Origin of the sequence: Nocardia sp. NPDC051787 (assembly GCF_040681325.1) — a bacterium.
Classification (GTDB): Bacteria; Actinomycetota; Actinomycetes; order Mycobacteriales; family Mycobacteriaceae; genus Nocardia.
This window is the reverse complement of the sequence record NZ_JBFAYO010000007.1, coordinates 1-23,787: the sequence shown is the minus strand read 5'-3', so window position 1 is coordinate 23,787 and position 23,787 is coordinate 1. Positions and strand designations below refer to the sequence as shown.

Sequence of the window (23,787 nt, the reverse complement as noted above, 5' to 3'; positions counted from 1 at the left end):
TCCGGCCGACTAGGGGGAGCCATGCCGACAGCCAGAACCACCGCCATCGTTACGGCGCTGCTCAGCTTTCTGGTCCTGGTCGGGGGCTGTACGAGGTTCGTGGACGGCCACGCCGTCTCCATCTACGACGATCCGTTCAAGGTCGCCGGACTGCCCACCACGAACGGGCCGAGCGGCCCGCGCGCCGGTGTCCCGGACAGCACACTCTCCGCGACCAACGGCGACCGCGGCCCAGTGGATACGCTGGCGCTCAACGCCGTCGACGACATCCAGACCTACTGGCGCGGTGAGTTCGGCAAGGAATTCCAAGGCGAGTTCAAGCCGGTCGAGAAGCTGGTTTCCTGGAGCGCGAAGTCCGGCCGCTCCGAGGCGTTCGAGTTCTGCAAGGAGAGCACCTACCGTCTGGTGAACGCCGCCTACTGCCGATTGGACAATTCCATCGGCTGGGATCGCTCCGTCCTACTTCCCACCATGGAGGAGACCTTCGGGAAGATGGCCGTGGTGATGGTGCTCGCGCACGAGTACGGGCACGCGGTGCAGACCATGGCCAAGATCGTCGGACCGAAGGACCCGGTGATCGTCAAGGAGCAGCAGGCCGATTGCTTCGCGGGCGCGTTCATGCGCCACGTCGCCGAGGGCAAGGCGAAACACTTCACCATCAACACCTCCGACGGACTCAACTCGGTGCTCGCCGCCACCGTCGCCATCCGCGACTCCAACCCCGACGACCCGGAGAGCGTGCACGGCTCCGCCTTCGAGCGGGTGACCGCGGTACAGATCGGGTTCACCGACGGGCCCAGGGGATGCAAGGGCATCGACGAGGACGAGATCGACCAGCGCCGCGCCAACCTGCCCCAGAGTTTCAGCGGCGACGAAGGGCGCGGCGAGTTCCCCATCACGAAGGAAGCCCTGGTCGAGCTCACCAAGGCGCTCAAAGCCATCCTGCCGGTCGACGACGAGCCGACCTATGACTACTCCCGGGCAACGATCGAATGCCGCGACGGCGTTGTCACCGAACCGGTCTCGTACTGCCCGGCCCAGAACACGATCGCCACGAACATATCCGGCCTCGCCGATCGGAGTACGTCCGAATCCGACGCGGACGACCCGCTGCCCCTCAAAGTGACCGGTGACTACAACGGCTACGTCGTGTTCATCTCGCGGTACACCCTGGCCGTCCAGCAGAGCCGCGGGCAGAGTCTGGTAGGCGCCAAAACCGCGCTTCGCGCGGCCTGCCTGTCCGGCGTGGTCACCGGCAAGCTCGCCGAATCCGGGCGGCCTGTCAGCCAGGGCGATATCAAGCTCGCGGCAGGTGATCTGGATGAGGCGGTCTCGGGTCTACTCACCGACGGCCTTGCCGCGAGCGATGCCGACGGCAAGACCGTGCCCAGTGGCTTCTCCCGTGTCGACGCTTTCCGCGCGGGAGTACTGAACGGCGAGAGCACGTGCATGGCGCGCTATTCGTGAATTCGCGCGAACGCATAGCGCGCGTTCAGCGGCCGAAGGGTGGCGGCGCGGCGAGTTCGAAACGCAGTACACGGTTGCCGAGCATGATCTCGGCGCCGGGGACGAGCACCATGGACTGGTTGGGCGCCAGGCGCATCCAGTCTCGGTAGCCGGGCAGGCGGGTGCGGGTGCCGTTGGTCGAGCCCCGATCCACCACGGTGACATCCCAATTCACCAGGCGGATCTCGGCGTGCGCGCGCGACATGCCGCCGGAGGAATCGTCGACGCGCAGCGGCACGAGGCCACGATCGGCCGCCTCGGAATGCTCCGGGTCGCGGCCGAGCACCGCGTCCGCGGCCAGCATGTAGGTCATGCCGTCGTCGAGGATCAGCATGCCCAGCGGCGGGCGCACCACCTCGATGAGCGGCTGCGTCTGGTCCACCGGCATACCGCACACGGTGCAGAACGCGGCGCGGGGATCGGTGGGATGCGCACGCGCACACTTGAATCCCATCACCTTGACGGTGAGCGCGGTAGTCCGCGCGGTCGCCTCCAGACGACGCTGTAATTCCGGGTCCGGACGTGGCGCGGGATTGGTGCCGCCCGACTGCGTCGGCGCGTGGTGCGGGTCGATCGGCGCCTGCTCGGACTCGCCGACGTGCATCGCGGTGGACGGCGCCGACCGGTCGACCGCGAGCTGTGGCTCGGTCTGCCGCCGTTCGGACTCGGCGGGCGGCTCGTTTTCGATGCGCGCGGTCGGCGGTGGTGGCGCTTCGGGGCGGCGATGCCTGCTCTCGGCGCGGGATGCCCGGCCGTTCGCCGGGACCCGGACGCGGGCTCCGTCGGACCAGACGATCGCGCCGCCCGCCTGCGCGACACCCTCGACCAGCCAGCCGATGCCCCGCTCCGGCGGCAGATCCGGGATGCGGCCCTTCGCGTCGTCGACGAACAAGGCCGCCGCCCGCGCGGGAACGCTCGCGACCCGATCCACGGTGAACGCCGCGTCGCTGCCGCGATACCGCTCGACCGAACCGTCATCGGCCAGCACGGCGGTGATCGCGCCGTGCAGGAAGATCGCCACACCGCCGTTCTCGGCGGTGGACAGGATGCCGAAGTCGATCGGTTCGCCGGGGCTGATCTGCTCGGCATGTTTCATGAGCCAGCGCGTCGCCTGCCGCGCCACCATGGCGCCCGGCCCGTCCGGCTCCCGCTCGGTGGCCTCGCGCACCAGTTCGGCCAGTGATTCGAGTGCGACGACGGCGGGCGAATCGTGCGCCGGCCTGCCGCTCCCACGGTGCGCGACGACGATGACCGCGCCGGCGACCCTGGCCACGGCATGGCTGCCTCCGACGACCTCGACCTGCCGATCCATCACCGGAATCGGCCTCCACCGGGGATGTAGTGCAGGGTCGTCGCCACACCCACCAGGGTATTGCAATCCGGACACCATCGGTCCCCCTCCCTGGCGTCCGTCCGGTAACTTCACTGTCAGCAACGGGAGGAACGAGGGGCCCTGAGATGGTTCGGACGCAACGCATCGCGCTCACCGCGTCATGTCTCGCATTGGCAGGATTGCTGACCGGCTGCGCAGGCGTGCAGGGGACCCCCACCGCGGGGGAGATCGACGTGCGGATGCTGGAAGTCGGCACCTATCCCGTCGACCGGCACGAGTACGACCAGGACTCCGGGGGTAAGGGCGCGCTGTTGGAGGGCATGCGGATGTCCGACGCGGTGGTCCCCACCGTGCGCATCGATCCGTCCCTGAAGGTAGGGCGCGGCAGCACCGTCGTCGCGGACGGCGAGCAGGCGCTCGACTTCGTGGCCAAGGTGTCCAAACCGGTCTTCGACAACCGCAAGCTGGTCGTCGGGTACGCCGTCAGCGGCGCCGACCGTCCCGATCCCGCGGGGCAGTCCAACCCGGCCCCCGACGCCACGGCGATCACCAACGCCGTGTTCCGCTTCCCCGACGAGGCCTCCGCGAAGCTCGCCGCCCGCGAGCTCGAGGATGTCGACATCGCCGTGTCACCGGAAAACCGCAAGCTGCCGTCCAGCAAATTTCCCGACGCCCACATCCATTGGCGGCCGGGCATTCCCACCGTCGGCACCTTCATGGCGCACAAGGAATTCGTCATCTCCTTGTTCATTCAGCGGCCGACGGCCGACGGCGACGACCTGGTGAAGTGGGTCGACAAGACCCTCGCCGCCCAGGTCCCGCAGCTGGACAAGTTCACGGCGACCCCCGCCGCCCAACTCGACACCCTGAAGGTCGACCCCGACGGCCTGCTCGCTCGCGTCGCGGTCGCCGACCGTGCCAACCGCACCCCCGACCCGACGACCTTCGGCGTGTACGGCGGCTACCACACCGTCCACCGCGCCGACGACGAGGCCGCGCACTTGCGCCTGATCGAGGACGCGGGCGTGGACCGTACCGCCATCGCCGACGACAGCTATGTCGCCCGCACTCGCGACGCGGCCGCCGCGCAGAAGCTGGTCACCGGTCTGCTGGAAAATGAAGGCGGCCACTACGACGCCCTCGGCGCTCCCAAGGACGTCCCCGGCGCCAAGTGCCTGCAGCTCAACAGCAAGGGCGACCCGGAACGGGAGTACAAGTACCGCTGTTACGTGGCCTACAAGCGTTACGTCGGAGTCGTCACCAGTGATAAGGAACCGGACGTACGGCAGAAGGTCGCCGCGGAGTACGCGCTGCTGGCGAACAGTTTCTGAGCACGCGGCAGTAACGGTCGGCGCCCTTGCGATCGGCGGATCGCAAGGCGGGGTGAAGTAGCATTCCGCCGCAACCACCGCAGTTAGGGGAGGGAAGTAAGTGCAGCCCGGCGCGATATCGAGACCGGCCCGAGCCGCCTGTGCCCTGATCATGGCCGCTGTCGTGGCCGCGGGTACCGGCGCGTGCGGCGGCTCGGAGACCGGTACCGAGCAGTCGGCGCGTCCGGTCGACCTGGCCCAGCTGGACGTGGGCAACTATGCGACCCAGCCGCGCGCGCTGGGGACGGTGAAGAACCCCGAGCAGGCGCGGATGGTCGAGGCGGAGCGACTGGCGAACTTCGTTCCCGCGCCGTCGGACATCGACCCCGCGTTCGTCCACGGGAACCCGTCGATCTCGAAGATCTTCATCGAGCCCAAGAACGCGCTCGGGCGGATCATGGATGTCTCCCGGTTCGCCGAGGCCGCTCCGGATTTCGTCGCGGGATTCATCAGCAGCGCCGGCAGCGCGCCGGACAACCGCGGCACGGACCTGGTGAACGCCGTCCTGATCTTCCCGGACGACCAGAAGGCGGCCGCGGCGGCGGCCGCGCTGGAGCGCGTCGACTTCGAGGCCAACGAGCGGAACACACCGGTGCAGATCACCAAGTACCCTGCCGCGCACGCGCATTGGCAGCCGCAGGAGCAGTCGATCGGATCCTGGTTCGCCACTGGAAAGTTCGTCGTCTACACCTGGATCTACGACTACGTGAAGATCTTTCTGCAAAAGGTGGATCTTTCCGAGCTGATCACCGTGGTCGAGAAGAGCCTCGACACCGTGGTCGCGTCGATCCGCCGGTTCACCCCCACACCGGTCGACCAGCTGATGACACTGCCGATCGACATGGACGGCATGCTCGATCGCGCGCTGCCACGGCCACGGGAAGACTCCTGGATCGACCCGCCCGGCGCGTACACCGGTCAGGGCGCCCTGCACTTCACCACCGATTCGGCTGAGGACCGCAGGCAGATCGAAGCGGCGGGAGTGGACCGGTTCGCCACCGACGGCACCGATCTGTTCCGGGCGCGCGACACGGCCGCGGCCGAGCGATTGCGGGAGCATCGTGGCGGCCTCACCAAGAAGTTCCGCGGAACCGAGTCGCCGAAAGGCCTGCCCGCCGCTCAGTGCAAGGAGTACATCGGCAGCAAGACCGTCGTCGTCCGGTTCTACTGCTCGGTGTCCTACGACCGCTACGCGGCCTTCGCCTGGTCGCATCAGCTGCTCGACGCGCAGCAACGAATCTCCGCCCAGTACGCGTTGTTGGTGAATGCCGCATGAGATCCATCCGCACCGTCCCGGCGGTACTCGTCTGCGTTATCTCCGCCGCGATTCTCGCCGCCTGTGGTTCGACGACGACGGGCACCGCGCGGCCCGGTGAGATCGACATCCGGGAGCTGGACACCGGCAATTACCCCACCGAGCCACCGAACGCGCACGACGACGACTATCTGCCGCTGTTCATCGATATGAAGAAGGTGGCCGCGATGCGGCTGGCCGATCACGTCGCCTCCGCCTACGACATCGATCCCCGGATGAAGTACGGATGGTCGTCGTCGAGCATCAGCAGCGGTGTGCTGCCCGGCGAACTCGGGCGGCCGGAGGACATGGAGCCGATCGCCGAACGCAACCGGATGATGTACGGGTTCCGTACCAACGGCGCGGACCAGAACATCAGCATGTTCGCCTCCGGATGGCCGACCAAACCTCGGCCGAATTCGACGACGGTCGGCACGGTCGTCATGCAATTCCCGGACCCGGATCGCGCGCGGCAGGCCGCGACCGAGTTCCACGACGCGGATTTCGGCGCGTACCGCGACCGGAACGAGCCGGTCACGCTGCCCAAACATCCGCAAGCACGAGCGCATTGGCGTCCCGGATCACCCTTCCTGCGCGCGGTACTCCCGCACGGGTCTTATGTGGTGGCGTTTCTCGTCTCGGCCAACGCCCCGGACCGCGACGCCTTGATCGCACTGGTGGAGAAGGCGTACGACACACAACTCCCGTTGCTCGATCAATTGCCGCCGCTGACCGAGGAACAGATGCTACGGCTGCCCTGGGACCCGGACCATCTGCTGAGCCGAACGCTGAATCCGACCAAGGTCCAGACGCCGAGTTACGACAAGTCACACGCGGTGTTCGGTCTGCGCGGAGTAATGCAATACACCGAAGACCGCAATTACGCGAAAGAACGTTTCACCGCGATGGGCGCCGAGAAATTCGCGATGTCCAACGGCACACTGGTGATTCGCACATCCGGCCCGGAGGCAGCGCGCCGCGTCGCCGCCGATCGTATTACACCGACAGTGGTCGTCGGCCCCGCCGAACCACCCGCACATCTGCCCGACTCGGCATGTGTGGAGAACAAGTCCGGACTATTCGACGACAAACGATTCACCTGCATCGTGGCCTACAAAGAATATGTCGGATTCGTCGCCGGGGATCAGCTGCTCGATGCCCAGCAGCGCGCGGCCGCACAGTACTCCATTTTCGCGAACAGCCGATAATGCGCGCACTTTCGGCACGACCCGAGTCCAATATGCTGCTGCGTGGCGAACGCAGTGGCCCGCGTCGAGTCAGGAGATCGTGAAAGATGGCGATGAGCCCCGGAACCATCGTCGGCGGGTACCGCATCCTGCGCGTCCTCGGTGCGGGCGGTATGGGCACCGTGTATCTGGCCAAACACCCCAGCCTGCCGAGGACCGACGCACTGAAAGTGCTCGGCGGTGAACTCAGCCGCGACTACGAGTTTCGTACCCGCTTCGAGCGGGAGGCCAATCTCGCCGCCGGACTCGACCACCCGAACATCGTCTCGGTGTACAACCGCGGTGAAGAACACGGCCAGTTGTGGATCGCCATGCAGTACGTGGACGGCACCGACGCCGCCGCCGAGCTCGCCCGCGACCCGCACGCGATGAATCCGCTTCGCGCACTGCGCATCACGACCGAGGTCGGCAAGGGCCTCGATTACGCGCACCGCAAAGGCTTGCTGCACCGCGACGTCAAACCGGCCAATTTCCTGCTCTCCGCCCCCGCGGACGGCGAAGAAGAACGCGTCCTGCTCACCGATTTCGGGGTCGCCAAATCCAACGACGACACCACCGAACTCACCCAGACCGGCAGCTTCGTCGCCACCATCGCCTACGCCCCGCCCGAGCAGCTCACCGGCAGCCCGCTCGACCACCGCGCCGACGTCTACAGCCTCGCGTGCTCGTTCTTCAAACTGCTCACCGGCCAAAACCCCTACCCGGGAACGCAACCCGCTCTGGTGATGATGGGTCACCTGCATGAGCCGCCGCCGGCGGCCACCGCGGTCAACCCTGGTCTGCCCCCGGCCATCGACCACGTCTTCGCGCGCGCCATGGCGAAGAACCCGGCCGAACGCTTCAACAGCTGCCGCGAATTCACCGACGCGGCCGCGAGCGCCCTGACCCCCGGCTACAACCCGACCGCCACCAATACCTCCCCGACCTACCCGATTCACGTTTTCGACTCCCGGCCCGCGACCGGACCACACGTCGCCGCCTCGCGTGCCGGCACCGTGGCGGCCTCGCCATCGCCGCGCCGCAAGCCCCTGCTCATGGCAGGCATCGGCGTCGTCATCGTCGCCCTCGCCGCGGGAATCGGCATCTGGACGCTGAACCGGGACGAGTCCGCCCCTGCCGTCGCCGCGACGAGCAGCACTGCCGCACCGAGTTCGCTGTCGCCACTGGAACAGGCGCGCGCGGACAACCCGGTGTTCCGGGGCAAGACCATCACGATGGTGGACGTACCGCGCGGCACGCAGGTCTCGATCTTCCTCGGCGGTACCCCGCAGACCAAGTTCCTGGAAGATCTCGGGTTCGTCTACAACCTGAACTACGCCGGGCAGGGCGACGAAGCGTCGCCTCGGGAACTGACGGGCACCGCGAAGCTGGAGGTCGCGCCGGACGGCTACGTGCTGGCCGTGCGCAGCGACGAAAAAGCGGGCGGAGGTGGTCTGCTCGGTCTCCCCTATCAGGTCGCCGGTACCCGCGCCACGGTGATTCCGCTGGACGATCCCGCTGCCGTCGCCGCCGTCCGGAATTGGAATCAGTCCTCCGAGCAGACGTTGCTCGACCGGCTGGTTCCGGTGCTGCGCAACCGAGTGAAGTAACCGGCCACCACGACAGCCCGGCACCGTACTCCCGACGGCGAAGAGCGTCAGCGACTTCGTGTGCGCGCTGCGGTACCGCGACAGTACGTCGGCTATGTCTGGGGCACACAGCTTCAGGATGCTCAGCAGCGTGCGGCGGCGCGATATGCACTGCTGGCAAATGCGCAATAGCCTCTTCTCTTCCGGTCTAACAACTTTCGCCGCGGCTGAACCGCAATCTGCTGGTAGCGGCGGACATAGGGGTTCGGTAAGGTGTACCCAGCCAGCCCACTCGCCGATCATTACAGCAGCGAGCAGGGGGAAGGAGGGGAGCCGAGCGCTGGCGTTACAAGTCATGCTGACCCGGTCCGCCGTGGTCTTCCGAGCGGGCCCGGATGTGGCCACCGAAACCATGGACGAGCCGCGCAACGACGCAGGGCACTGATCTGGTGGGGCGATGCCGAACTTTTTCCGAGTCGGATGGAACCGATCAGACCCACACCGCGTCCAACCAGATGTACAGGCCAACTGAGGCTTCCGCCGTTGGCCGAGACGGGAACCGAAAGGAGCCGAAATGGCAGGACAGCTCGAAGCGAGCGAAGAGGCGATCACGAAGTTTGTGGACAACTGCCGGCAGCGGCACCAGGATCTGCAGACCGCGATCACCGCACTGAACAACAAGTCGGACCAGACCACCGCCACCTGGAGCGGTGCGGCGCGTCAGGCGTTCGACACGTTCATGGACAGCTACTTCGCTCAGGCTCGGAAGCTGGGCGACCAGCTGGATCAGACCTCGGACAAGCTCGCCCACGCTGGACGGAAGTTCGCGGATCAGGACCAGCAGTTCGCCCAGCAGGTGGCCGCGCAGGCCTCCAGCCTGGACCTTCCCTGATTCCACAGCTGAACCACAGACAACAAGGAGCTCCCCATGGTAGCGAACGACCCCGGGCGGATTGCCTCTAACTTCGGCGAGGTCGACGCGGGCGCCCAGGCCATCGTGGCCGAGGCACGCAACGTCATGTCCATGCTCGAAGACTTCCACAAGCAGGTCACCGACTTCGTGACGAACTACTGGAAGGGTGACGCGAACGACGCGTTCGCGTCGCTGCAGTCCCAGTGGAACACCAACATCACCCAGCTGAACACCACGCTGGAAAGCGCGGGCCGACTGGTCAGCAGCGGCAACTCCGACCTGCAGGCCACCGACACCACGCTGGCGGGCCTCTTCTGAGATCCCGTCTCGGCCGATTCGAGCCCCCGGTACCGGTACCGGGGGCTCGAATCATATGCACAAGTCGGTGGCGACGCAGCGCCACCCCGTCGAATCACGGAATGACGCGCACCGAGTCACCGAAATTAGCGCACTGGGTCTCCAACTGACCCCAACCCTCTTCGGCATGCTGGCAACCGATACTGACCTGAATTCCATACTCCAACAGGACATGCCAGCGGACAGTCGATCCGTCGCCAGGACGTTCCGAGTAGGCCAAGCCGGAACGGCCGCCGAACACGACATCGCGTTTCAGGTCGGTCAGCACCCCGGCCGGGCGTTGCGCGATCTGCACCTCCAGCTTCGCGGCGACCTGTTCATAACCGGAGCCCGCGGCCAGCGGCGTCTGCACCACCGTAATGCGTTGCCGAGAACCGTCTTCCGGCACGAAATCGATCCGCGCCCGACCACTTTCCGGCGCCGACGCAACACGCCAACCTGATGGAACTCGAAAACTGATGCGGCCGAACATTTCTGGCTCCGCATCCGACGTGCTTCCGACGGGCGGAGCCGTGACGCTGGGCGGCGCTGCGCCCGTGCTCGGTGCGGCCGCCGTAGTATCGTCCTCGCGGTTCACCAGGATCACCGCGGCGACCGCTACGAGGACGACGACCAGGGCGGCGATCCCCGCGAGCGCGACGCCCGTCCTGCGATTCCCCGGCTGTTGGGCCGCGGCACGCTCCCGGAGGGGTTGCATCCACTCGGCGTGCGAGGGCGCGACCGGTGCCACTTCTTGTCGGCTCGGCTCGGCGTGGCGGCCACGGACGAGATCGGCGCCCGCGACCGGACGTAGCTGGACGGCGGCTCCTACGCTCTGCTCGATAGCCGCTCCGAGGAGGTCGAGTTTCGCGGCATCGGCGACGCCGACCACCTGGGCAAGATCGATCGGCCGACCATCGAGCAGCCGGTCGATGAGAGCGCAGAGCACATCGAATTCCGGTGCGTCCGTGGTGATCTCAGCGAGAACCAGGACGGGTTCGTACTCGCAGGACTCGACGTGGACCCCGCGATGACTTCGAATGACGGTGGAGGCGGTGGTGGTCAGCAAGCCGAACTCCAGCACCAGCGTGCGCTGGCTGTGGCTGGTACCCTCGTCCGCCGCGACCGCGCGCACCGCGATGTCCTCGAACACGATATCCGCCGTGCAGCGACGCGCCGCTTGGTCCAGCACACTCCGGCGGCTGGCGCCCCACTCGGTCGGGCAGATCAGCGTGATCCGCTCGCACGGCGTGGCGATGCGCAGGTTGTCCAGCACGCCGGCGAAGACAGCACCCATCGCATCCACCACCGACGGGGTGCGGGGTGGCAAAGCGATGGCGTCGGCGGGCATGAACTGGACCACCGAGCCGACTTGGGTCGGCGGAGTCAGCGGCTGCCCGACGACCAGATCGAAACCATTGCTGCCCAGCACTATCGAGGGCGGCAGGTCCCAGTGCGTGGTAGCGCCACGCGCCCAGATGCGCGCTTCGGTGATGACCAGCTCGACGTCGGACATCAGGACAACGGCATCCACGCCGTCTGGACCAGTCCCTCGGTATTCCGGGTGACGTAGGTGCCGCGTCCCGCCGGCATCGGGCTCGGACGCTTGGTGCCCATCAGCACGCCCTCGTCCTTGCTGCAGCTCAGAATCAGTCCGGCCGAACCCAGATCGCGCATCCTGGCCAACGTCGCTTCGAACATCGCCCGGCTGGCACCGCCCGAGCGGCGGGCGATGATCACGTGGAAACCGAGGTCGCGGGCGTGCGGCAGGTGTTCCAGCAGCGCTTGGACCGGGTTGCCCGCGGAGGTGGCAACCAAGTCGTAGTCGTCGATGATGACGTACAGTTCCGGCCCACTCCACCAGGAGCGATCGCGGAGCTGCTGCGGCGTGACGTCCGGGCCGGGGGTGCGCTGGTTGACGTAGGCGGCGAGATCGTTCATGTTCTGGGTGAACTGCGGCGCCGTCGAGCCGTAACCGGCGAGATAGCCCTCCGGCACCAGGCCGAGCATGGAGCGCCGGTAGTCGCCGAGAATGAAGCGGGCCTGGTCTGGGGAATTGGACGCGGCGATGCCCTCGATCAGCGAGCGCAGCAGCGTCGTCTTCCCCGATTCGGTGTCGCCGATGATGATGAAGTGCGGGCTTTCGACGAAGTCGATGTAGACCGCGGCCAGTTCGGACTCGTTGATGCCGAATGGGATTCGCAGGCACTTGGCGTTCGGATCTACCTGCGACGGCCAGTCGCCCGCCAGGTACAGCAGCTGCTCACGCGGCAGCTGCTCGGGCAGCATGCGGACCTGCGGCGCGGGGCGGCCCGGTGTCAGCCTGGCGATGGTGGCGACCGCGTCGCCGACTGCCTGGCCCAGGTTGTTCGGATCGGCGCTGCCGTCGATGCGCGGCAGGCCGGTCAGCATGTGCAGGCACTCCGGCGTCATACCGCGACCCGGCCGGCCCTGCGGTACCAGCGAGGCGAACTTGCGGCCGAGGTCGGAGTCCATCGGATCGCCCAGGCGCAGCTCGATTCTGGTGCCGATCTGGTCCTTGAGCGCCGGACGCGCCTCCGCCCAGCGGTTCAGCGCGATGACCACGTGCACGCCGTAGGACAGGCCCTGCACCGCGAGGTTCATGATGGTCTGCTCGAGCATCTCGAAGTCCTGGCGGATCGAGCCGAAGCCGTCGACCACCAGGAAGACGTCGCCGAACGGGTCCTCGTGCGCGCCGGCGGCCGCCGAGCTGCTGGACGGGTCCACCGCGCGCAGCCTGCGGAACTCCGTCATCGACTCGATGCCGAGCTGGCGGAAGCGGGCCTCGCGCTGCCGGACGATGGTGGTCATCTCGGCGATCGTGCGCCGGACCTGATCCTCGTCCAAGCGGCTGGCGACCGAGCCGACGTGCGGTAGACCCTGCAGGCTCGCCAAGGTGCCACCACCGAAGTCGAGGCAGTAGAACTGCACCTGCTCGGCGGTGTGGGTCAACGACATCGCCATGATCAGGGTGCGCAGTGCGGTGGACTTGCCCGACTGCGGGCCGCCGACGACGGCGACGTTGCCGCGCGAACCGGACAGGTCGACGAACATCGCGTCGCGACGCTGATCGTAGGGGCGGTCCACGATGCCGATCGGGGCGCGCAGCGTGGCCACCGGAGAGTATTCGCCGGTGATGATCGAGCGCGGGATGAGCTGGTCGAGCGTGGGAGCCTCGTCCAGCGGCGGCAGCCAGATCTCGTGCGCCGGGCGGCCGTGGCCGCGGATCCGGGAGACCAGCATGTTCAGGTTGGACAGCTGCTCGCCGTCCTCGTCCTGCTCGGGCTCCAGACTGGGCTCGGGCGGCAGTGGAACGCGATCCGCGGCACGGAAAGCGACATGCGTCGCGGTGAACGCCCGTGCGCGGATATCGATTTCGCCGGACTGAGTGGCGATGGACATATCGCGCTGCGAACCGCCGCCGACGTAGGGACCGGAGACGTAGGACGCCTGGAAGCGCTGGATCTCACCGGAATCGGCCTTGAGATAGCCGCCACCGGGAGTGTTCGGCAAGTTGTAGGCGTCGGGGACGCCGAGCACCTGGCGGGATTCATTGGCGGAGAACGTCTTCAAGCCGATCCGGTAGGACAGGTGGGCTTCCAGGCCCTTGAGCTTGCCCTCCTCCAGGCGCTGCGAGGCGAGCAGCAGATGGACGTGCAGCGAGCGGCCGAGCCGGCCGATCATGACGAAGAGCTCGGCGAAATCCGGGTGCTGGGTGAGCAGTTCGGAGAACTCGTCCAGCACGACGAAGAGGGCGGGCAGCGGGTCCAGGTCGGCGCCCGCGGCCCTGGCTTTCTCGTACTCGGAGACGTTGGCGAAGTTGCCCGCCCCACGCAGCACTTCCTGGCGACGGTTCATCTCGCCTTCCAGGGCGTCCTTCATGCGGTCGACGAGATCGGCCTCTTCCTCCAGGTTGGTGATGACGGCGGCGACATGCGGTACGCCGTCGAGGCCGAGAAAGGTTGCGCCACCTTTGAAGTCGACCAGCACCAGGTTCAGCTGGTCCGGCGAGTGCGTGGCGAGCAGGCTGAGTACCAGGGTGCGCAGGAACTCCGACTTACCGGAACCGGTGGCGCCGATGCACAGACCGTGCGGGCCCATGCCGTTCTCGGCGGCTTCCTTGATATCGAGTTCCACCGGAAGGCCGTCGGCGCCGACACCGAACGGAACACGCAGGCGTTCCCGGCCGTAGCGCGGCCGCCAGGCGTGCTCGGGGTTGAACGTGCCGATATCGCCGAGACCCATCAGCTGCGCCCAGGTCGAGATCACCTCGGAGCCATCGGATTCCACGTCGCTGCTGCGCTGGGTCGCCGCGCGGTAGGGCGCGAGCCTGCGCGCCACCTGCTGGGCCTGCTGCGGGCTGATCCGGTCGATCAGCGCGAAGCGCTCCTGGTTGCCGGTCGCGCCGCGGCCGACGCACTCGCCGTTCTCCACGATCATCTTGATGCCGCGGGACACCGCCAGGCGCGGCGCGTAGCCGCACAGGTCGATGATGGTGACACCCTCGTAGCCGGATTCCCGCAGCTGATCGTCCTCGGCCTCGAGCAGGCCACCATCGACCACGATGACAATGTGCACCATGTTCGCGTTGGCGGGCTGGTTGCGCGAGTAGCGAACCCGGTTGCCGAGCAACGGCTGCAGTCCGGCCATGGCCTCCCGGATCGAGCCGTAGACCATGCGCTGGGTGCCGATGCCGTCCTGCGCGTCCGGATGCTGGGTGTGCGGAAGCCATTTGGTCCATTCCCACTCCCGCGCGGTGTCCGGTCCGCAGACCACGGCGACGAGCACCTGGTCCGGCGCCTGGAACATGCACAGCTGCACCAACATCGCACGAGTCATGTCCCGTGCCTCGCCGCGATCGCCGTCCAGCGCGATGGTGGCGAAGCCCTTGACCGCGATCGCGGTCGGCAGGTCGGGCACGGTCGAGTGGGCCCGCACGAAGCGGCGCAACGAGACGGCCGCGATCGGCTCGAGCTCCTCGACCGGACCGGTCTCCGGGGCGACCAGCCGAGTGGCCAAGCGCTGGCCGCCGACGCCGATGCGGGCGTGGCAGAAGTCCTTGTCCCCCGCGCGGCGTTCCCACATACGGCTGGTGCCGGCGAGCATCCAGATCAACTCGGGCTCCGGATGGCTCCACTCCACCGAAGCCCGCTGCTGGCGCGCGGTTTCGTCGACGTCCTTGCGGACCTGGTCGAGATAGCGCAGGTAGTCCTTGCGATCCTCGTTGGCCTCCGCGGCTTTCTGTCCCTTACCACCGCCCTGGCCTGCGAACATGGCGACCATGGAGAACAGCATCATGATCGGGAACATCATGCTCATCGGATTCGACGCGATGCCGCCGCCCTGGGTGAAGAGCAGGGCCATCATGCCGACCATGCCGATCACCATCACGACCGGCATCAACTTCAGCAGCAGGTTTCCCGGTGTGACCCGGGGGATTTCGGGCGGCGGCTGCAGAGTGACCTCGCCGCCGGGCGATCGGGGCATCTCGCGGCGCGCACGGCGCTGGAAGCGGACAGTGCTCATCGACGAGAATCCCCCTTCGGAACGCTGTGATTCGGCCTCAGTGTAGAGGTCACAGCCGACATGTCGTACAGTTCGACCAGCATTCTGCTGCCCGGACCGTGGGTTCGCAAGCTCGCCCCGGCCCGCGGCGTCGCGGAATCACGAGGTAGCAGACCGAGTTGGGGGAAGCTTGACGCACGCGCGACTTGACCACATCGACGAAGAATCCTCGCGCGGGATCGTTCGCGCTCCCGACCTCGCCCGGGTGACGATTCTGGCCAAGCACACCCAGGTCGACATGGCCATCCCGGTGGATGTGCCGGTCGCGCTGGTGATTCCGAGCGTGGTCGACATGGTCGCCCAGCACAGCCGCACCAACGAGTTCGACAACGAGGGCGAGCGTTTCGAGCCGGCGGAGTGGGTGCTCGCCCGCATCGGCCACCCGCCGTTCTCCAATTCGCTCAGCCTCGGTGAGCACGGTGTCCGCGACGGCGAGCTGCTGATGCTGGAGAGTGCCTCGCACACCGCGCCGACGCCGCTGTTCGACGACATCATGTACAACGTCGCGATCGCCGACGCCGACCACTACCGCAGCTGGACCCCGCGGGTCGCACGGATCACCGGCTCCGTGCTCGCCGCGATCACCATGATCGTGGGCTGCCTCGGCCTGCTGCTGTCCCCCGGCTCGCTGCCGATCGGGGTGGGTGGCTCGGTCGCGCTGGTCGTCGCGATCCTGCTCGTGGTGGCGGCGATGGTGCTGAGCAGGATGTACGGCGACATGGGCACCGCTCTGGTACTCGGCGGCTGCGCTCTGCCCGCCGCGTTCACCGCGGGCATGCTCTACGTGCCGGATCACTATGGCTGGGCGCACATTCTGCTCGGCTCGGTCTTGACCGGCGCGACGGCGATCCTGACCTGGCGGGTCACCGGCGTCGGTCTGGCGTTGTTCATCGGCGCGGCCGCCCTCGCGGCGTACGCGGTGCCCGCGACGCTGGTCGGCCTGCTCACCGACCAACCGGAACGCGCGATCGGGGCGGGCGCGGCGGCACTCGGGCTCGGCGGTCTCTCGCTGGCGCCGCGGGTGTCCATGCTGCTCGCGAAACTGCCGCTGCCGCCGGTCCCTTCGCCGGGCACGCCGATCGATCCGACCGAGGACGACCCGGACGATCACCGCGCGCTGCCGACTATGGACGTGCTGCGGGTGAAGTCGGAACGAGCCCGCATGTACCTCGCGGGCCTGGTCGCCGCCACCACGCTCGTCACCGCCGTCGGGGCGCTGGCGGCCACCGACCCGAAGGCCGACGACCCGTACTGGCAAGGCATCGCGCTCGCGCTGGTCTGCGCGGCGGTGCTGATGTTCCGCAGTCGCACCTACGCGGGCGCGGAGCAAGCCGTCGTGCTCATCTCGGGCGGCGCGGCGATCGCGCTGATCATGTTGGTCGGCGCCGGATTCGCGATGGACCAGCCGCTGGCGGTGTTCGGTGCGGCGATGATCGCGCTGGTCGCGGCGCTGATCCTCGGCATCATCATCCCGAACCAGTCGGCCACACCGCCGATGCGCCGCGGCGTCGAACTGCTCGAGTACGCGTTCGTGGCGGCCGTGCTGCCCCTGGTGTTCTGGGTCGCCGACCTCTACTCCCTCGTCCGCGGGCTGTGAACCGCGTACTTCGCACCGGCGCGGCCGCGGCGGTGCTGTCGCTGAGCGTGTCGTTCGGAGTGGGCGTTGGCCAAGGCATCGCCCACGCCGATCGCCCGCCGCCGGTCGATCCCGGCCAACTGCCGTCGGGTGATCCGGCTCGTCCATTGGACAAAACCGAGCGCCCCGCCAACGCGCCGTGCTACTCCACGCAGCAGGGCGGCGACGGCCCTGCCGTTCCCATTCCCCAGCGATCGCTCAATCTGCCGCACGCGTGGGAGTTCTCCCGCGGCGAAGGTCAGCTCATCGCAGTGATCGACACGGGGGTCGCCTCGCACCCGCGCCTGCCCGATCTGGAAGCGGGAGGCGACTACGTCGCGGACGGTGGCGACGGGATCAGCGAGGACTGCGACGCCCACGGCACGGTGGTCGCAGGTATCATCGCCGCGAAACCCGCGGCGGGGCAAGGTTTTTCCGGCGTCGCACCGGAGGCGCGGATTCTGTCGATTCGCCAGACCAGCGCGTTGTACGAAGTCCCCGGCCGACAGGACAAGAGACCGGAAGACCCACCGAAGGGCTACGGCAGGATCGAAGCGCTCGCCTCCGCGATCCGGCGGGCCGCCGACCGGCGCGCTTCGGTCATCAACATCTCGCTGGTCTCCTGCGTCCCCAGCAGCCACAACTTCAGTGACGGCCCGGTCGGCGCCGCCGTGCGTTACGCGACACTGGAAATGGACGCCGTCGTCGTGGTCGCGGCGGGCAATACCGATGGCAACTGCAAGCCGAGCAACCCCGGCATCGACCCGCTGAAGCCGGACGGCGATCCGTGGAACAACGTGACCACCAACGTCACGCCCGCACGCTACGACGATTACGTCCTGACGGTCGGATCAATCGACCAGAACGGCGCACCGTCGAGTTTCACCGTGCCGGGGCCGTGGGTCGGCGTGGCGGCGCCCGGCGAGGACATCGTCTCGCTCGATCCGCGCGGAACCGGCACCATCACCGGAAAGTACGAGAACCAGAGCCTGGCACCGCTCAAGGGCACCAGCTTCGCGGCGCCTTATGTGTCCGGGGTGGTCGCACTGGTCCGCGCTCGCTTTCCCGAGCTCAGCGCTCTCGACGTCATCAAGCGTATCCAGGCCACGGCGCACGCGCCGGGCGAGGGTTGGAATCCGTACGTGGGCTATGGCGCGATCGATCCGGTCGCCGCGCTGACGGCAGAGGTACCGAAGACACTTCCACCCAAGCGCCCGGCGGCGGCGCTGAGTGCGCAACTGCCGATTCCCGCGCCACCTCCCCTGCCGGACCACCGCGCGCGCAACGTGGCGTTGATCGGCAGCGGTAGCGTCGCGGCACTGCTCGTCTTGGGCATGCTCGCTTCGTTCCCGATCCGCCGCCGGTTCGGCGTCCATGAGGACGAGTGAGAATTCCGGAGTCACGCGACACGGCCGGACGCAGTTCGGGACATCTTGCTTGCAGGTGGGGCAACCATCCCGACGCAGGTGAGCGGGACGATACGAGGCTGATGCTCGGCCGTGTCGCCTCGTTCCCGAGCCGCGCCGCGCTGTGTGACAGCGATCGAGCACCGAGTTCGGAGAAGCGGTACACGGACGACAGGTAGCGTGCACGTGTTGCAATGCGGTAACTGAGTACCGCATCAGATCGACACAGGTAGCGCCATGTCCCACGTAACGTCCGAATCCGAGCCCACGGCCCACAGCAAATCCGGTGTGGAAACGTCCGACAGCAGACCCGTGCTCACCCGCAGGCAGGCATGGGAACGCGCGACGAATGCGCCGATGATCCTGCTGGCGGTGTGCTTCGTCGGCATCTACGCCTGGTACGTGCTCGACACCGGCGCGTCACCGGAACTGGATGTCTGGCTCACCCGTACGGACGTGGCGATCTGGGTGGTGTTCGCGGCAGACTTCGCGATCCGGCTGTGGTTGTCCACGAACCGCTGGCGCTTCGTCCGCACCCATCCGCTGGAGTTGCTGATCGTGCTGCTGCCGCCGTTCCGTCCGGTACGACTGGTCCGGGCTGCGCTGCTGCTGATCGACACCGTGAACCGCAGAACAGTGACCCGCGCCCGCATGGCGGTGTTCGTCGCCACCAGCTCGGTGCTCGTGGTTCTTCTGTGCAGCCTGGCATTCTTCGATGCCGAGTATGGTGTCGCAGACAGCAAGATCGATAGCTTCGGCGACGCGCTGTGGTGGGCGATGGTGTCGGTGACGACCGTCGGCTATGGAGATGTCTATCCGGTGACGACCGAAGGTCGCTTCGTCGCACTGATCCTGATGACGTTCGGCATCGGCCTGATCAGCTTCGCCATCGGCACCACCACCAGCTGGGTGATGGACCAGCTGAGATCCGTCGAAAGATCCGCGAAACGCACCGATATCGAGATCGGCCTCCTCGCCGAGGAGATCCGCGCCCTGCGCGCCGAGGTCGCCGCATTCGCCAGGTCGACAGCCGACTTCCGCGCGGAGACCGATCGCATGCCCTGACAGGCAGGGTCCACGCTGCTTGCAACACAAGCTCGACATGCACGGCGATGCGCACAAATCGCGGATTGATCGAAAATTCTCCCGTGCGTGGCCGTTGCACAGCTTCGGACGCCCGGCTTGTATCCGCTCTTGTGAGTCAACCTGGGGGATAACTCGTGTCGGCCAAGGCATTTCGGTTGGCCCGATGCAGTGCGTGAGGTCGGTAAGTACGTATGCGACATCGCCGATTCGCTGCGGTCTGCGCTAGATTCCGCTGCGGGCGACGTCGATACGCTGCTCAACGGCAGCTGGAAGAGATCCGGGCGGGAGTGCACCGGCGGCGCGGCGCTTTCGGCGCGCAGCGCGCGAGGGGAAACGGATTGGCCAGATCAATAGGCGGCCGAGTTGGCCAGAGTTGTCTGCTGAAGAACGGCCCCTACTCGAAAGGGAACTGTCCGAGGCAACTCGCTTGCTCGACTACAGTGAGCAATTCGTGCCGAGATAATATACGAATCAACAGAACGTGAGGATATATGACCGGTGAGGACCTGGAAAGCCTGACTCTGGAACAGATCGATGGTGTAGTGTGGCCGCCTCCACCGAGCGATGCGACGCGATTGATGAAGACAGTTCATGCATTGCGCCGCAAGATGATTCGCGCTCTGAGTGTGGAAGATCTGCGGACTTTGCTGGGGCAACGTGAGGGAGTCGGCGTGCTTGTACCGCGGACTCTCGACCTGTTGGAGCAGGATCCTCTCGCCGAGGGTGACTACTACCCCGGTGATCTTCTCGTGGCTACACTGCAGATCTCGGAAGACTACTGGACTGTGAACTCCAGCTCGGCGGTACGCTTACGCTCGGTTGTCCAGCGTCTCGAGCAGAGGGACGATCTGGACGATTACTTCCCCCAAGATGACGGTATCTCGGCCCGTATCAACGAGTTGCGTTCCGCGCATCTATTGTAAAATCAATTAAATCTACCCTGCGCAATAACTCGAATAAGGAATGGCATTTCGACAACCTGCCGCTAGATTCGACGGCTGATCGGACTACGTCGTCGGATGTGACGCTCGTGGAGCGGTTCTTCGTGGAGCCGATGTCCAAAACGCCGAATTCAATGGCTGTGACTTCAGATCTGCCGACCTGAGCGGCCCCGCTTACAGCTCTGTCTTTGCCGGATCTGATCTCCGCAGAGCCGTTCTTCAGCAATCCGCTTTCGTAGCCTCAGTCTCGCAAAGGCCCGTTTGCAGGCTGCCAGGTTGCAGATGCGAGCGGGACTATTCCAGGGCTGATCGACATCGGCACCGACGCACCCGTCCTCCTCGCTGGCACAGAGTTGCTGTCGTGGTTTGCTCAGAACGGCGCCACACGTGGATGTTCAGTAGGACCGCGGAAGACCACCCCTCCGGATGGTTTCCGAGCCGATGATCGCAGGTGACTGTGAACATTCGACTCCGGATGTCAGCTGTAGCTGTAGTTGGGGTCGTTGTCTTCGCGGTATGCGCCGACCGTGGTGTCGATCAGGCGGCGCAGGTAGGTGTTCAGGGCCGTGGTGTCGGTGGGTTCGGCGAAGATCTCGTGTTTGTTGTGGCGGATCAGGTATCGGCCGTCGGGGAAGTCCATGACGTGCAGGTCGCGGGCGGCGGAGGGGCGGTTTTCCCAGGCGGGGCCGGGGTGGACGGCAAAGTGGACGATGGTGCTGCGGGGGCGTTCGAAGAATCGTCGTGCCTGTTCGCGGGGTGAGCATGGGGAGTCGTCGTGGAATGCGGTGAACGGGCGGTCCTCGTCATCGAGGTCGTACCGGGATACCTGGAGGGCGGCGCCGGTGCCGCGCGCCGTTTGCGGGAGCGCGCCGAGCACATGGCGGGCCACGGCGTCGGCATCGATGAGCGACATATGCACTTGCCCAGCGGAATCGGATGTCGGCTCCTGGGTCAGCAGCACGGCGTGCCGGTAGTGCACGGCGGCATGCACACGGATGCGGTGCTCTGGGTCGCCGCCGTGGAGCAGGCTCGCCGATCCGGTTGCGGCGCCCGCGAATCCGGCGGCCTCGATGCGCGCTTCCGGTTCGTCGAGTAGCCGTAGGGCGGTGTAGATGTCCTCGTCCATCCGCTGGGCGAGGTCGGCCGCCTCTGCTTTCCACGCCTCCACATAGGCATCGACGGTGTCGTGATCGGACCGGTACCGCAGTGGGTACGGCAGCACATCGCGGTCGATACCACGCCACAGCACCGCAAAGCCCAGGGCGCTGAATGTCCACTGCCGCATAATGCTCATCCGCCGAGCACCGGGGGCACCGTCTTGGGGCGGTGCGCTCCGTCCAGGCCGGTCAGCTCCTCACCGTTTTCCTGCGACACCAGGGCTTCGCTGATCTTCGACTTGTGTTCCTTCTCGTCGTCGCGTTGACCGCGGGCACCCGGCGGCATCATGCCGGGGTATCCGCCCATTCCCGGTACGCCGGGCCTCCCGGTGACCGGCCGGCCCGCGCCCGGTGCGACGGACGTGCCCGGCGCACCCGGCACCGACTTTCCAGGATCACCGGGTGGAGCGCCGGACGGTGTCCCTGGAGCACTGGGGCCGACCGGGACGGTACTGGACGGAGTGCCCGGCTGGGTGCTCGCCGGTGTGGTCGTGGCGGGGTCGACACCCGCGGGGGCGGTCTGGTTCGCCTTCGACGGGTCGAAAGCCGATGTCGGCGAGGGGTCCACACCTGCCGGGGTTGTGTCGGCCGGATTCTGGCTCGTCGCCTGATCCTGCGGGTTCGACGGTTGATCGGTGGCCGGGCTGTTCGGGGGCCGGCCGCCCGGCCCGCTCGGGCGGCCAGGAGTGCCCGGCGGTGTCCATGGTGTGTTCGCGCCCGGATCGTTCACCGGATTGTGCGGGTGCGGCGCCAGCGGGACCTGGGTATCGCCTTCCTTCACCGCCGGATAGAAGACGTTGTTGATCACGTGGGCATTCGCGGCAGTGGTGAGGTCGCGGCGGTGATCGTTCAACTTCCAGGTCGGACCGGGAACCCAGCTTGACACATTGCTCGTCCAGGTCGGCTGGTAATCCGGCTGCACGGCCGGTTTGGTGATCTCCACCGCCGACCGCACCAGCTTCACCTTCTCCGCGACGATCTGCGCGGATGCGACCAGTTGCTGGGATTCGTCGGCGTACTTGCGGATTCCCTCGGCCGCCCTGGCACCGGCGCCGCCCTGCCACTTCTCGGCGATCGCCGTCAGAATCGCCGGACCGAACTCCTTCTGACTGTCCTGCAGCTTGTTCCGCAGACCCTCCCACATCTGATGCAGGCCGGTGACCGCGGTTTGATCCATCTTCTGCACGCGCTCGTAGATGTCGTCCAGACCCTCGGGATTTTTGTACGAACCCCCGGGAACCTTCGACGACTGGAACTGAATGCCGGAACCGCCATTGAGAATTTCATTGATCCGATTCCGTGCCGCTATCGCATCAGGACTCTGATCACCATTGGCGTTCGCATACGAATCCGGCGGACCGCTCTTCGACTGCTCCCGCAATGCGATGATCACCGCCGCCAGCGCCGGGATACTCACAACCACTCCCCCCTGATCAGTTGATCTGGATATTCGCCAGAGCCTGCGCGTTGACCCGCTCCTGCTCCACCAAGCGGTCAACCGAGACCTTGATCGTATCCCGGATGAACTCCAGAACGGTGATGTGCTCGGCGAGGGCCGAATCGAAGTCACCCTCTCCGCCGATTGCCTTGACGCCCAGCATCTTCGCAAGCTCGTCCGCGCAGGGGAAGTCGCCGAGACCGGTGACCTTTTCCATGTTGCGAAGCAACCTGCGGCACTCGTTGAGCACGCCGATCCGATCCTCACATGCCTTCAGGCAGTCGCGAGAGACGGAGTCGTCAAGATACAAATGACCAGCCTTCGCCTCATCGGCAAGATACCGCCACAACGTGACGTCCTCGTTCACTCCCATTTATCTCCCCCTTCGAGTCACTCAGGGAACAGCGGCACCAAAACATCGGCCGCAGCGAGCGCCCGATCACATGGCACCGCCTTAGCACTAGGTGAGAGGTTGTAGAACGAAATCCCGAATGTTCCCTTGCTCGTCGGGAAGAGCAGGTCGCATGTCTCATTCTTATGATCAGTAGAACGGTGATATCGCCAACCGTTACGACCTTTCACGAAAATTTCGACGAAATCGACGTTCCCCTCTTTCTTCTTAAAGTCGTCGACAGTAAAGATGGAAGAATCGACTGTCAAGGAGTAGTCATTTCGTGGTGACGAGCTCCAACTGCACATCTTCCACCCCTCCGTCTCGACTCCTCCGACCCCGGAATCACGTGTCGATGGATCAACATCGAGACTGCGTAGCGTCTGGTCGCTGATCTGCGTGCACGGATCCCACAGCGCCGCAGTAGCAGCCTTCTTATCGATGCTAGTACTCGGTGTCGCCGTCCCATCGGATGACTGCGAGCATCCGGCGCTGAGCACCACTATGTCAGCCGTCAAGTAATTCCTCCAGGTGAGGGGTAGTTCCGTCACGGAATTCCCCCACTCTGTCCGTCACCGTTTTCCTCCACCCGGCCGTCAC

Annotated in this window: 18 protein-coding genes and 1 pseudogene; 12 read left to right on the top strand and 7 right to left on the bottom strand. The window is 66.3% G+C overall.

Annotation, left to right across the window (positions count from 1 at the left end; all coding sequences use genetic code 11):
* Nucleotides 1-21: 21 nt before the first annotated feature.
* On the top strand, nt 22-1,467 hold the full coding sequence (locus AB0M45_RS09500) for a metallopeptidase (RefSeq protein WP_364324968.1): 1,446 nt from the start codon (nt 22-24) through the stop codon (nt 1,465-1,467).
* Nucleotides 1,468-1,492: 25 nt separating this feature from the next.
* Here AB0M45_RS09500 and AB0M45_RS09495 read toward each other — a convergent pair whose 3' ends face one another.
* Entirely contained in the window at nt 1,493-2,818 is a 1,326-nt protein-coding gene (locus AB0M45_RS09495; protein ID WP_364325555.1) for an FHA domain-containing protein, read from the bottom strand.
* Nucleotides 2,819-2,964: 146 nt separating this feature from the next.
* Between AB0M45_RS09495 and AB0M45_RS09490 the strand changes: the two genes are divergently transcribed.
* The 6 genes from AB0M45_RS09490 (at nt 2,965) to AB0M45_RS09465 (ending at nt 9,549) form a co-directional block, all read left to right on the top strand.
* Nucleotides 2,965-4,170 (top strand): hypothetical protein, encoded by a 1,206-nt coding sequence (locus tag AB0M45_RS09490; protein ID WP_364324965.1) that lies wholly within the window; start codon nt 2,965-2,967, stop codon nt 4,168-4,170.
* 151 nt (nt 4,171-4,321) lie between these two features.
* Nucleotides 4,322-5,485, top strand: coding sequence for a hypothetical protein (locus tag AB0M45_RS09485; protein WP_364324962.1), 1,164 nt, complete (start codon nt 4,322-4,324; stop codon nt 5,483-5,485).
* Entirely contained in the window at nt 5,482-6,711 is a 1,230-nt protein-coding gene (locus AB0M45_RS09480) for a hypothetical protein (RefSeq protein ID WP_364324959.1), read from the top strand. The genes AB0M45_RS09485 and AB0M45_RS09480 overlap by 4 nt, the downstream gene beginning before the upstream one ends.
* An 86-nt stretch (nt 6,712-6,797) precedes the next feature.
* Nucleotides 6,798-8,339, top strand: a complete 1,542-nt coding sequence (locus tag AB0M45_RS09475; protein WP_364324956.1) for a serine/threonine-protein kinase — start codon at nt 6,798-6,800, stop codon at nt 8,337-8,339.
* A 553-nt stretch (nt 8,340-8,892) separates the two neighbouring features.
* Nucleotides 8,893-9,210 (top strand): WXG100 family type VII secretion target, encoded by a 318-nt coding sequence (locus tag AB0M45_RS09470; protein ID WP_364324953.1) that lies wholly within the window; start codon nt 8,893-8,895, stop codon nt 9,208-9,210.
* Between the two features lie 36 nt (nt 9,211-9,246).
* The gene (locus AB0M45_RS09465; protein ID WP_364324950.1) at nt 9,247-9,549 is read left to right on the top strand and encodes a WXG100 family type VII secretion target; all 303 of its coding nucleotides are present in this window, start codon (nt 9,247-9,249) and stop codon (nt 9,547-9,549) included.
* A gap of 94 nt (nt 9,550-9,643) precedes the next feature.
* Here AB0M45_RS09465 and AB0M45_RS09460 read toward each other — a convergent pair whose 3' ends face one another.
* Both AB0M45_RS09460 and eccCa read right to left on the bottom strand, forming a co-directional pair.
* On the bottom strand, nt 9,644-11,083 hold the full coding sequence (locus AB0M45_RS09460) for a type VII secretion-associated protein (RefSeq protein WP_364324947.1): 1,440 nt from the start codon (nt 11,081-11,083) through the stop codon (nt 9,644-9,646).
* On the bottom strand, nt 11,083-15,114 hold the full coding sequence (gene eccCa / locus AB0M45_RS09455) for a type VII secretion protein EccCa (RefSeq protein ID WP_364324944.1): 4,032 nt from the start codon (nt 15,112-15,114) through the stop codon (nt 11,083-11,085). The genes AB0M45_RS09460 and eccCa overlap by 1 nt, the downstream gene beginning before the upstream one ends.
* Nucleotides 15,115-15,283: 169 nt before the next feature.
* Here eccCa and eccD point away from each other — a divergent pair, with 169 nt between their 5' ends.
* The 5 genes and pseudogenes from eccD to AB0M45_RS09430 form a co-directional block, all read left to right on the top strand.
* Complete coding sequence (gene eccD / locus AB0M45_RS09450; protein ID WP_364324941.1) at nt 15,284-16,750, top strand: type VII secretion integral membrane protein EccD; 1,467 nt, start codon at nt 15,284-15,286, stop codon at nt 16,748-16,750.
* Entirely contained in the window at nt 16,747-18,156 is a 1,410-nt protein-coding gene (gene mycP / locus AB0M45_RS09445; protein ID WP_364324938.1) for a type VII secretion-associated serine protease mycosin, read from the top strand. The genes eccD and mycP overlap by 4 nt, the downstream gene beginning before the upstream one ends.
* A gap of 255 nt (nt 18,157-18,411) precedes the next feature.
* Nucleotides 18,412-19,239: an ion channel gene (locus tag AB0M45_RS09440; RefSeq protein WP_364324935.1), complete on the top strand. Its 828-nt coding sequence runs from the start codon at nt 18,412-18,414 to the stop codon at nt 19,237-19,239.
* Nucleotides 19,240-19,751: 512 nt separating this feature from the next.
* Nucleotides 19,752-20,183, top strand: coding sequence for a contact-dependent growth inhibition system immunity protein (locus AB0M45_RS09435; RefSeq protein ID WP_364324932.1), 432 nt, complete (start codon nt 19,752-19,754; stop codon nt 20,181-20,183).
* Nucleotides 20,184-20,289: 106 nt separating this feature from the next.
* Nucleotides 20,290-20,646 (top strand): annotated as a pseudogene (locus AB0M45_RS09430) (pentapeptide repeat-containing protein); the annotation flags it as partial.
* 33 nt (nt 20,647-20,679) lie between these two features.
* Here AB0M45_RS09430 and AB0M45_RS09425 read toward each other — a convergent pair.
* Genes AB0M45_RS09425 through AB0M45_RS09410 form a run of 4 tightly spaced genes read right to left on the bottom strand, consistent with a single transcriptional unit; the run spans nt 20,680 to nt 23,687 of the window.
* Nucleotides 20,680-21,495, bottom strand: coding sequence for an ESX secretion-associated protein EspG (locus tag AB0M45_RS09425; protein WP_364324929.1), 816 nt, complete (start codon nt 21,493-21,495; stop codon nt 20,680-20,682).
* On the bottom strand, nt 21,492-22,775 hold the full coding sequence (locus AB0M45_RS09420) for a hypothetical protein (protein WP_364324926.1): 1,284 nt from the start codon (nt 22,773-22,775) through the stop codon (nt 21,492-21,494). The genes AB0M45_RS09425 and AB0M45_RS09420 overlap by 4 nt, the downstream gene beginning before the upstream one ends.
* 16 nt (nt 22,776-22,791) lie before the next feature.
* Nucleotides 22,792-23,169: a hypothetical protein gene (locus AB0M45_RS09415; protein ID WP_364324923.1), complete on the bottom strand. Its 378-nt coding sequence runs from the start codon at nt 23,167-23,169 to the stop codon at nt 22,792-22,794.
* Nucleotides 23,170-23,186: 17 nt separating this feature from the next.
* Nucleotides 23,187-23,687 (bottom strand): DUF3558 domain-containing protein, encoded by a 501-nt coding sequence (locus tag AB0M45_RS09410; protein WP_364325552.1) that lies wholly within the window; start codon nt 23,685-23,687, stop codon nt 23,187-23,189.
* Nucleotides 23,688-23,787 lie beyond the last annotated feature (100 nt).

Bases quoted from the DNA above. Each gene is read 5' to 3' on its own strand.
- AB0M45_RS09500 (WP_364324968.1), top strand. From the start codon at position 22: ATGCCGACAGCCAGAACCACCGCCATCGTTACGGCGCTGCTCAGCTTT.
- AB0M45_RS09495 (WP_364325555.1), bottom strand. From the start codon at position 2,818: ATGGATCGGCAGGTCGAGGTCGTCGGAGGCAGCCATGCCGTGGCCAGG.
- AB0M45_RS09490 (WP_364324965.1), top strand. From the start codon at position 2,965: ATGGTTCGGACGCAACGCATCGCGCTCACCGCGTCATGTCTCGCATTG.
- AB0M45_RS09485 (WP_364324962.1), top strand. From the start codon at position 4,322: ATGGCCGCTGTCGTGGCCGCGGGTACCGGCGCGTGCGGCGGCTCGGAG.
- AB0M45_RS09480 (WP_364324959.1), top strand. From the start codon at position 5,482: ATGAGATCCATCCGCACCGTCCCGGCGGTACTCGTCTGCGTTATCTCC.
- AB0M45_RS09475 (WP_364324956.1), top strand. From the start codon at position 6,798: ATGGCGATGAGCCCCGGAACCATCGTCGGCGGGTACCGCATCCTGCGC.
- AB0M45_RS09470 (WP_364324953.1), top strand. From the start codon at position 8,893: ATGGCAGGACAGCTCGAAGCGAGCGAAGAGGCGATCACGAAGTTTGTG.
- AB0M45_RS09465 (WP_364324950.1), top strand. From the start codon at position 9,247: ATGGTAGCGAACGACCCCGGGCGGATTGCCTCTAACTTCGGCGAGGTC.
- AB0M45_RS09460 (WP_364324947.1), bottom strand. From the start codon at position 11,083: ATGTCCGACGTCGAGCTGGTCATCACCGAAGCGCGCATCTGGGCGCGT.
- eccCa (WP_364324944.1), bottom strand. From the start codon at position 15,114: ATGAGCACTGTCCGCTTCCAGCGCCGTGCGCGCCGCGAGATGCCCCGA.
- AB0M45_RS09440 (WP_364324935.1), top strand. From the start codon at position 18,412: ATGTCCCACGTAACGTCCGAATCCGAGCCCACGGCCCACAGCAAATCC.
- AB0M45_RS09435 (WP_364324932.1), top strand. From the start codon at position 19,752: ATGACCGGTGAGGACCTGGAAAGCCTGACTCTGGAACAGATCGATGGT.
- AB0M45_RS09425 (WP_364324929.1), bottom strand. From the start codon at position 21,495: ATGAGCATTATGCGGCAGTGGACATTCAGCGCCCTGGGCTTTGCGGTG.
- AB0M45_RS09415 (WP_364324923.1), bottom strand. From the start codon at position 23,169: ATGGGAGTGAACGAGGACGTCACGTTGTGGCGGTATCTTGCCGATGAG.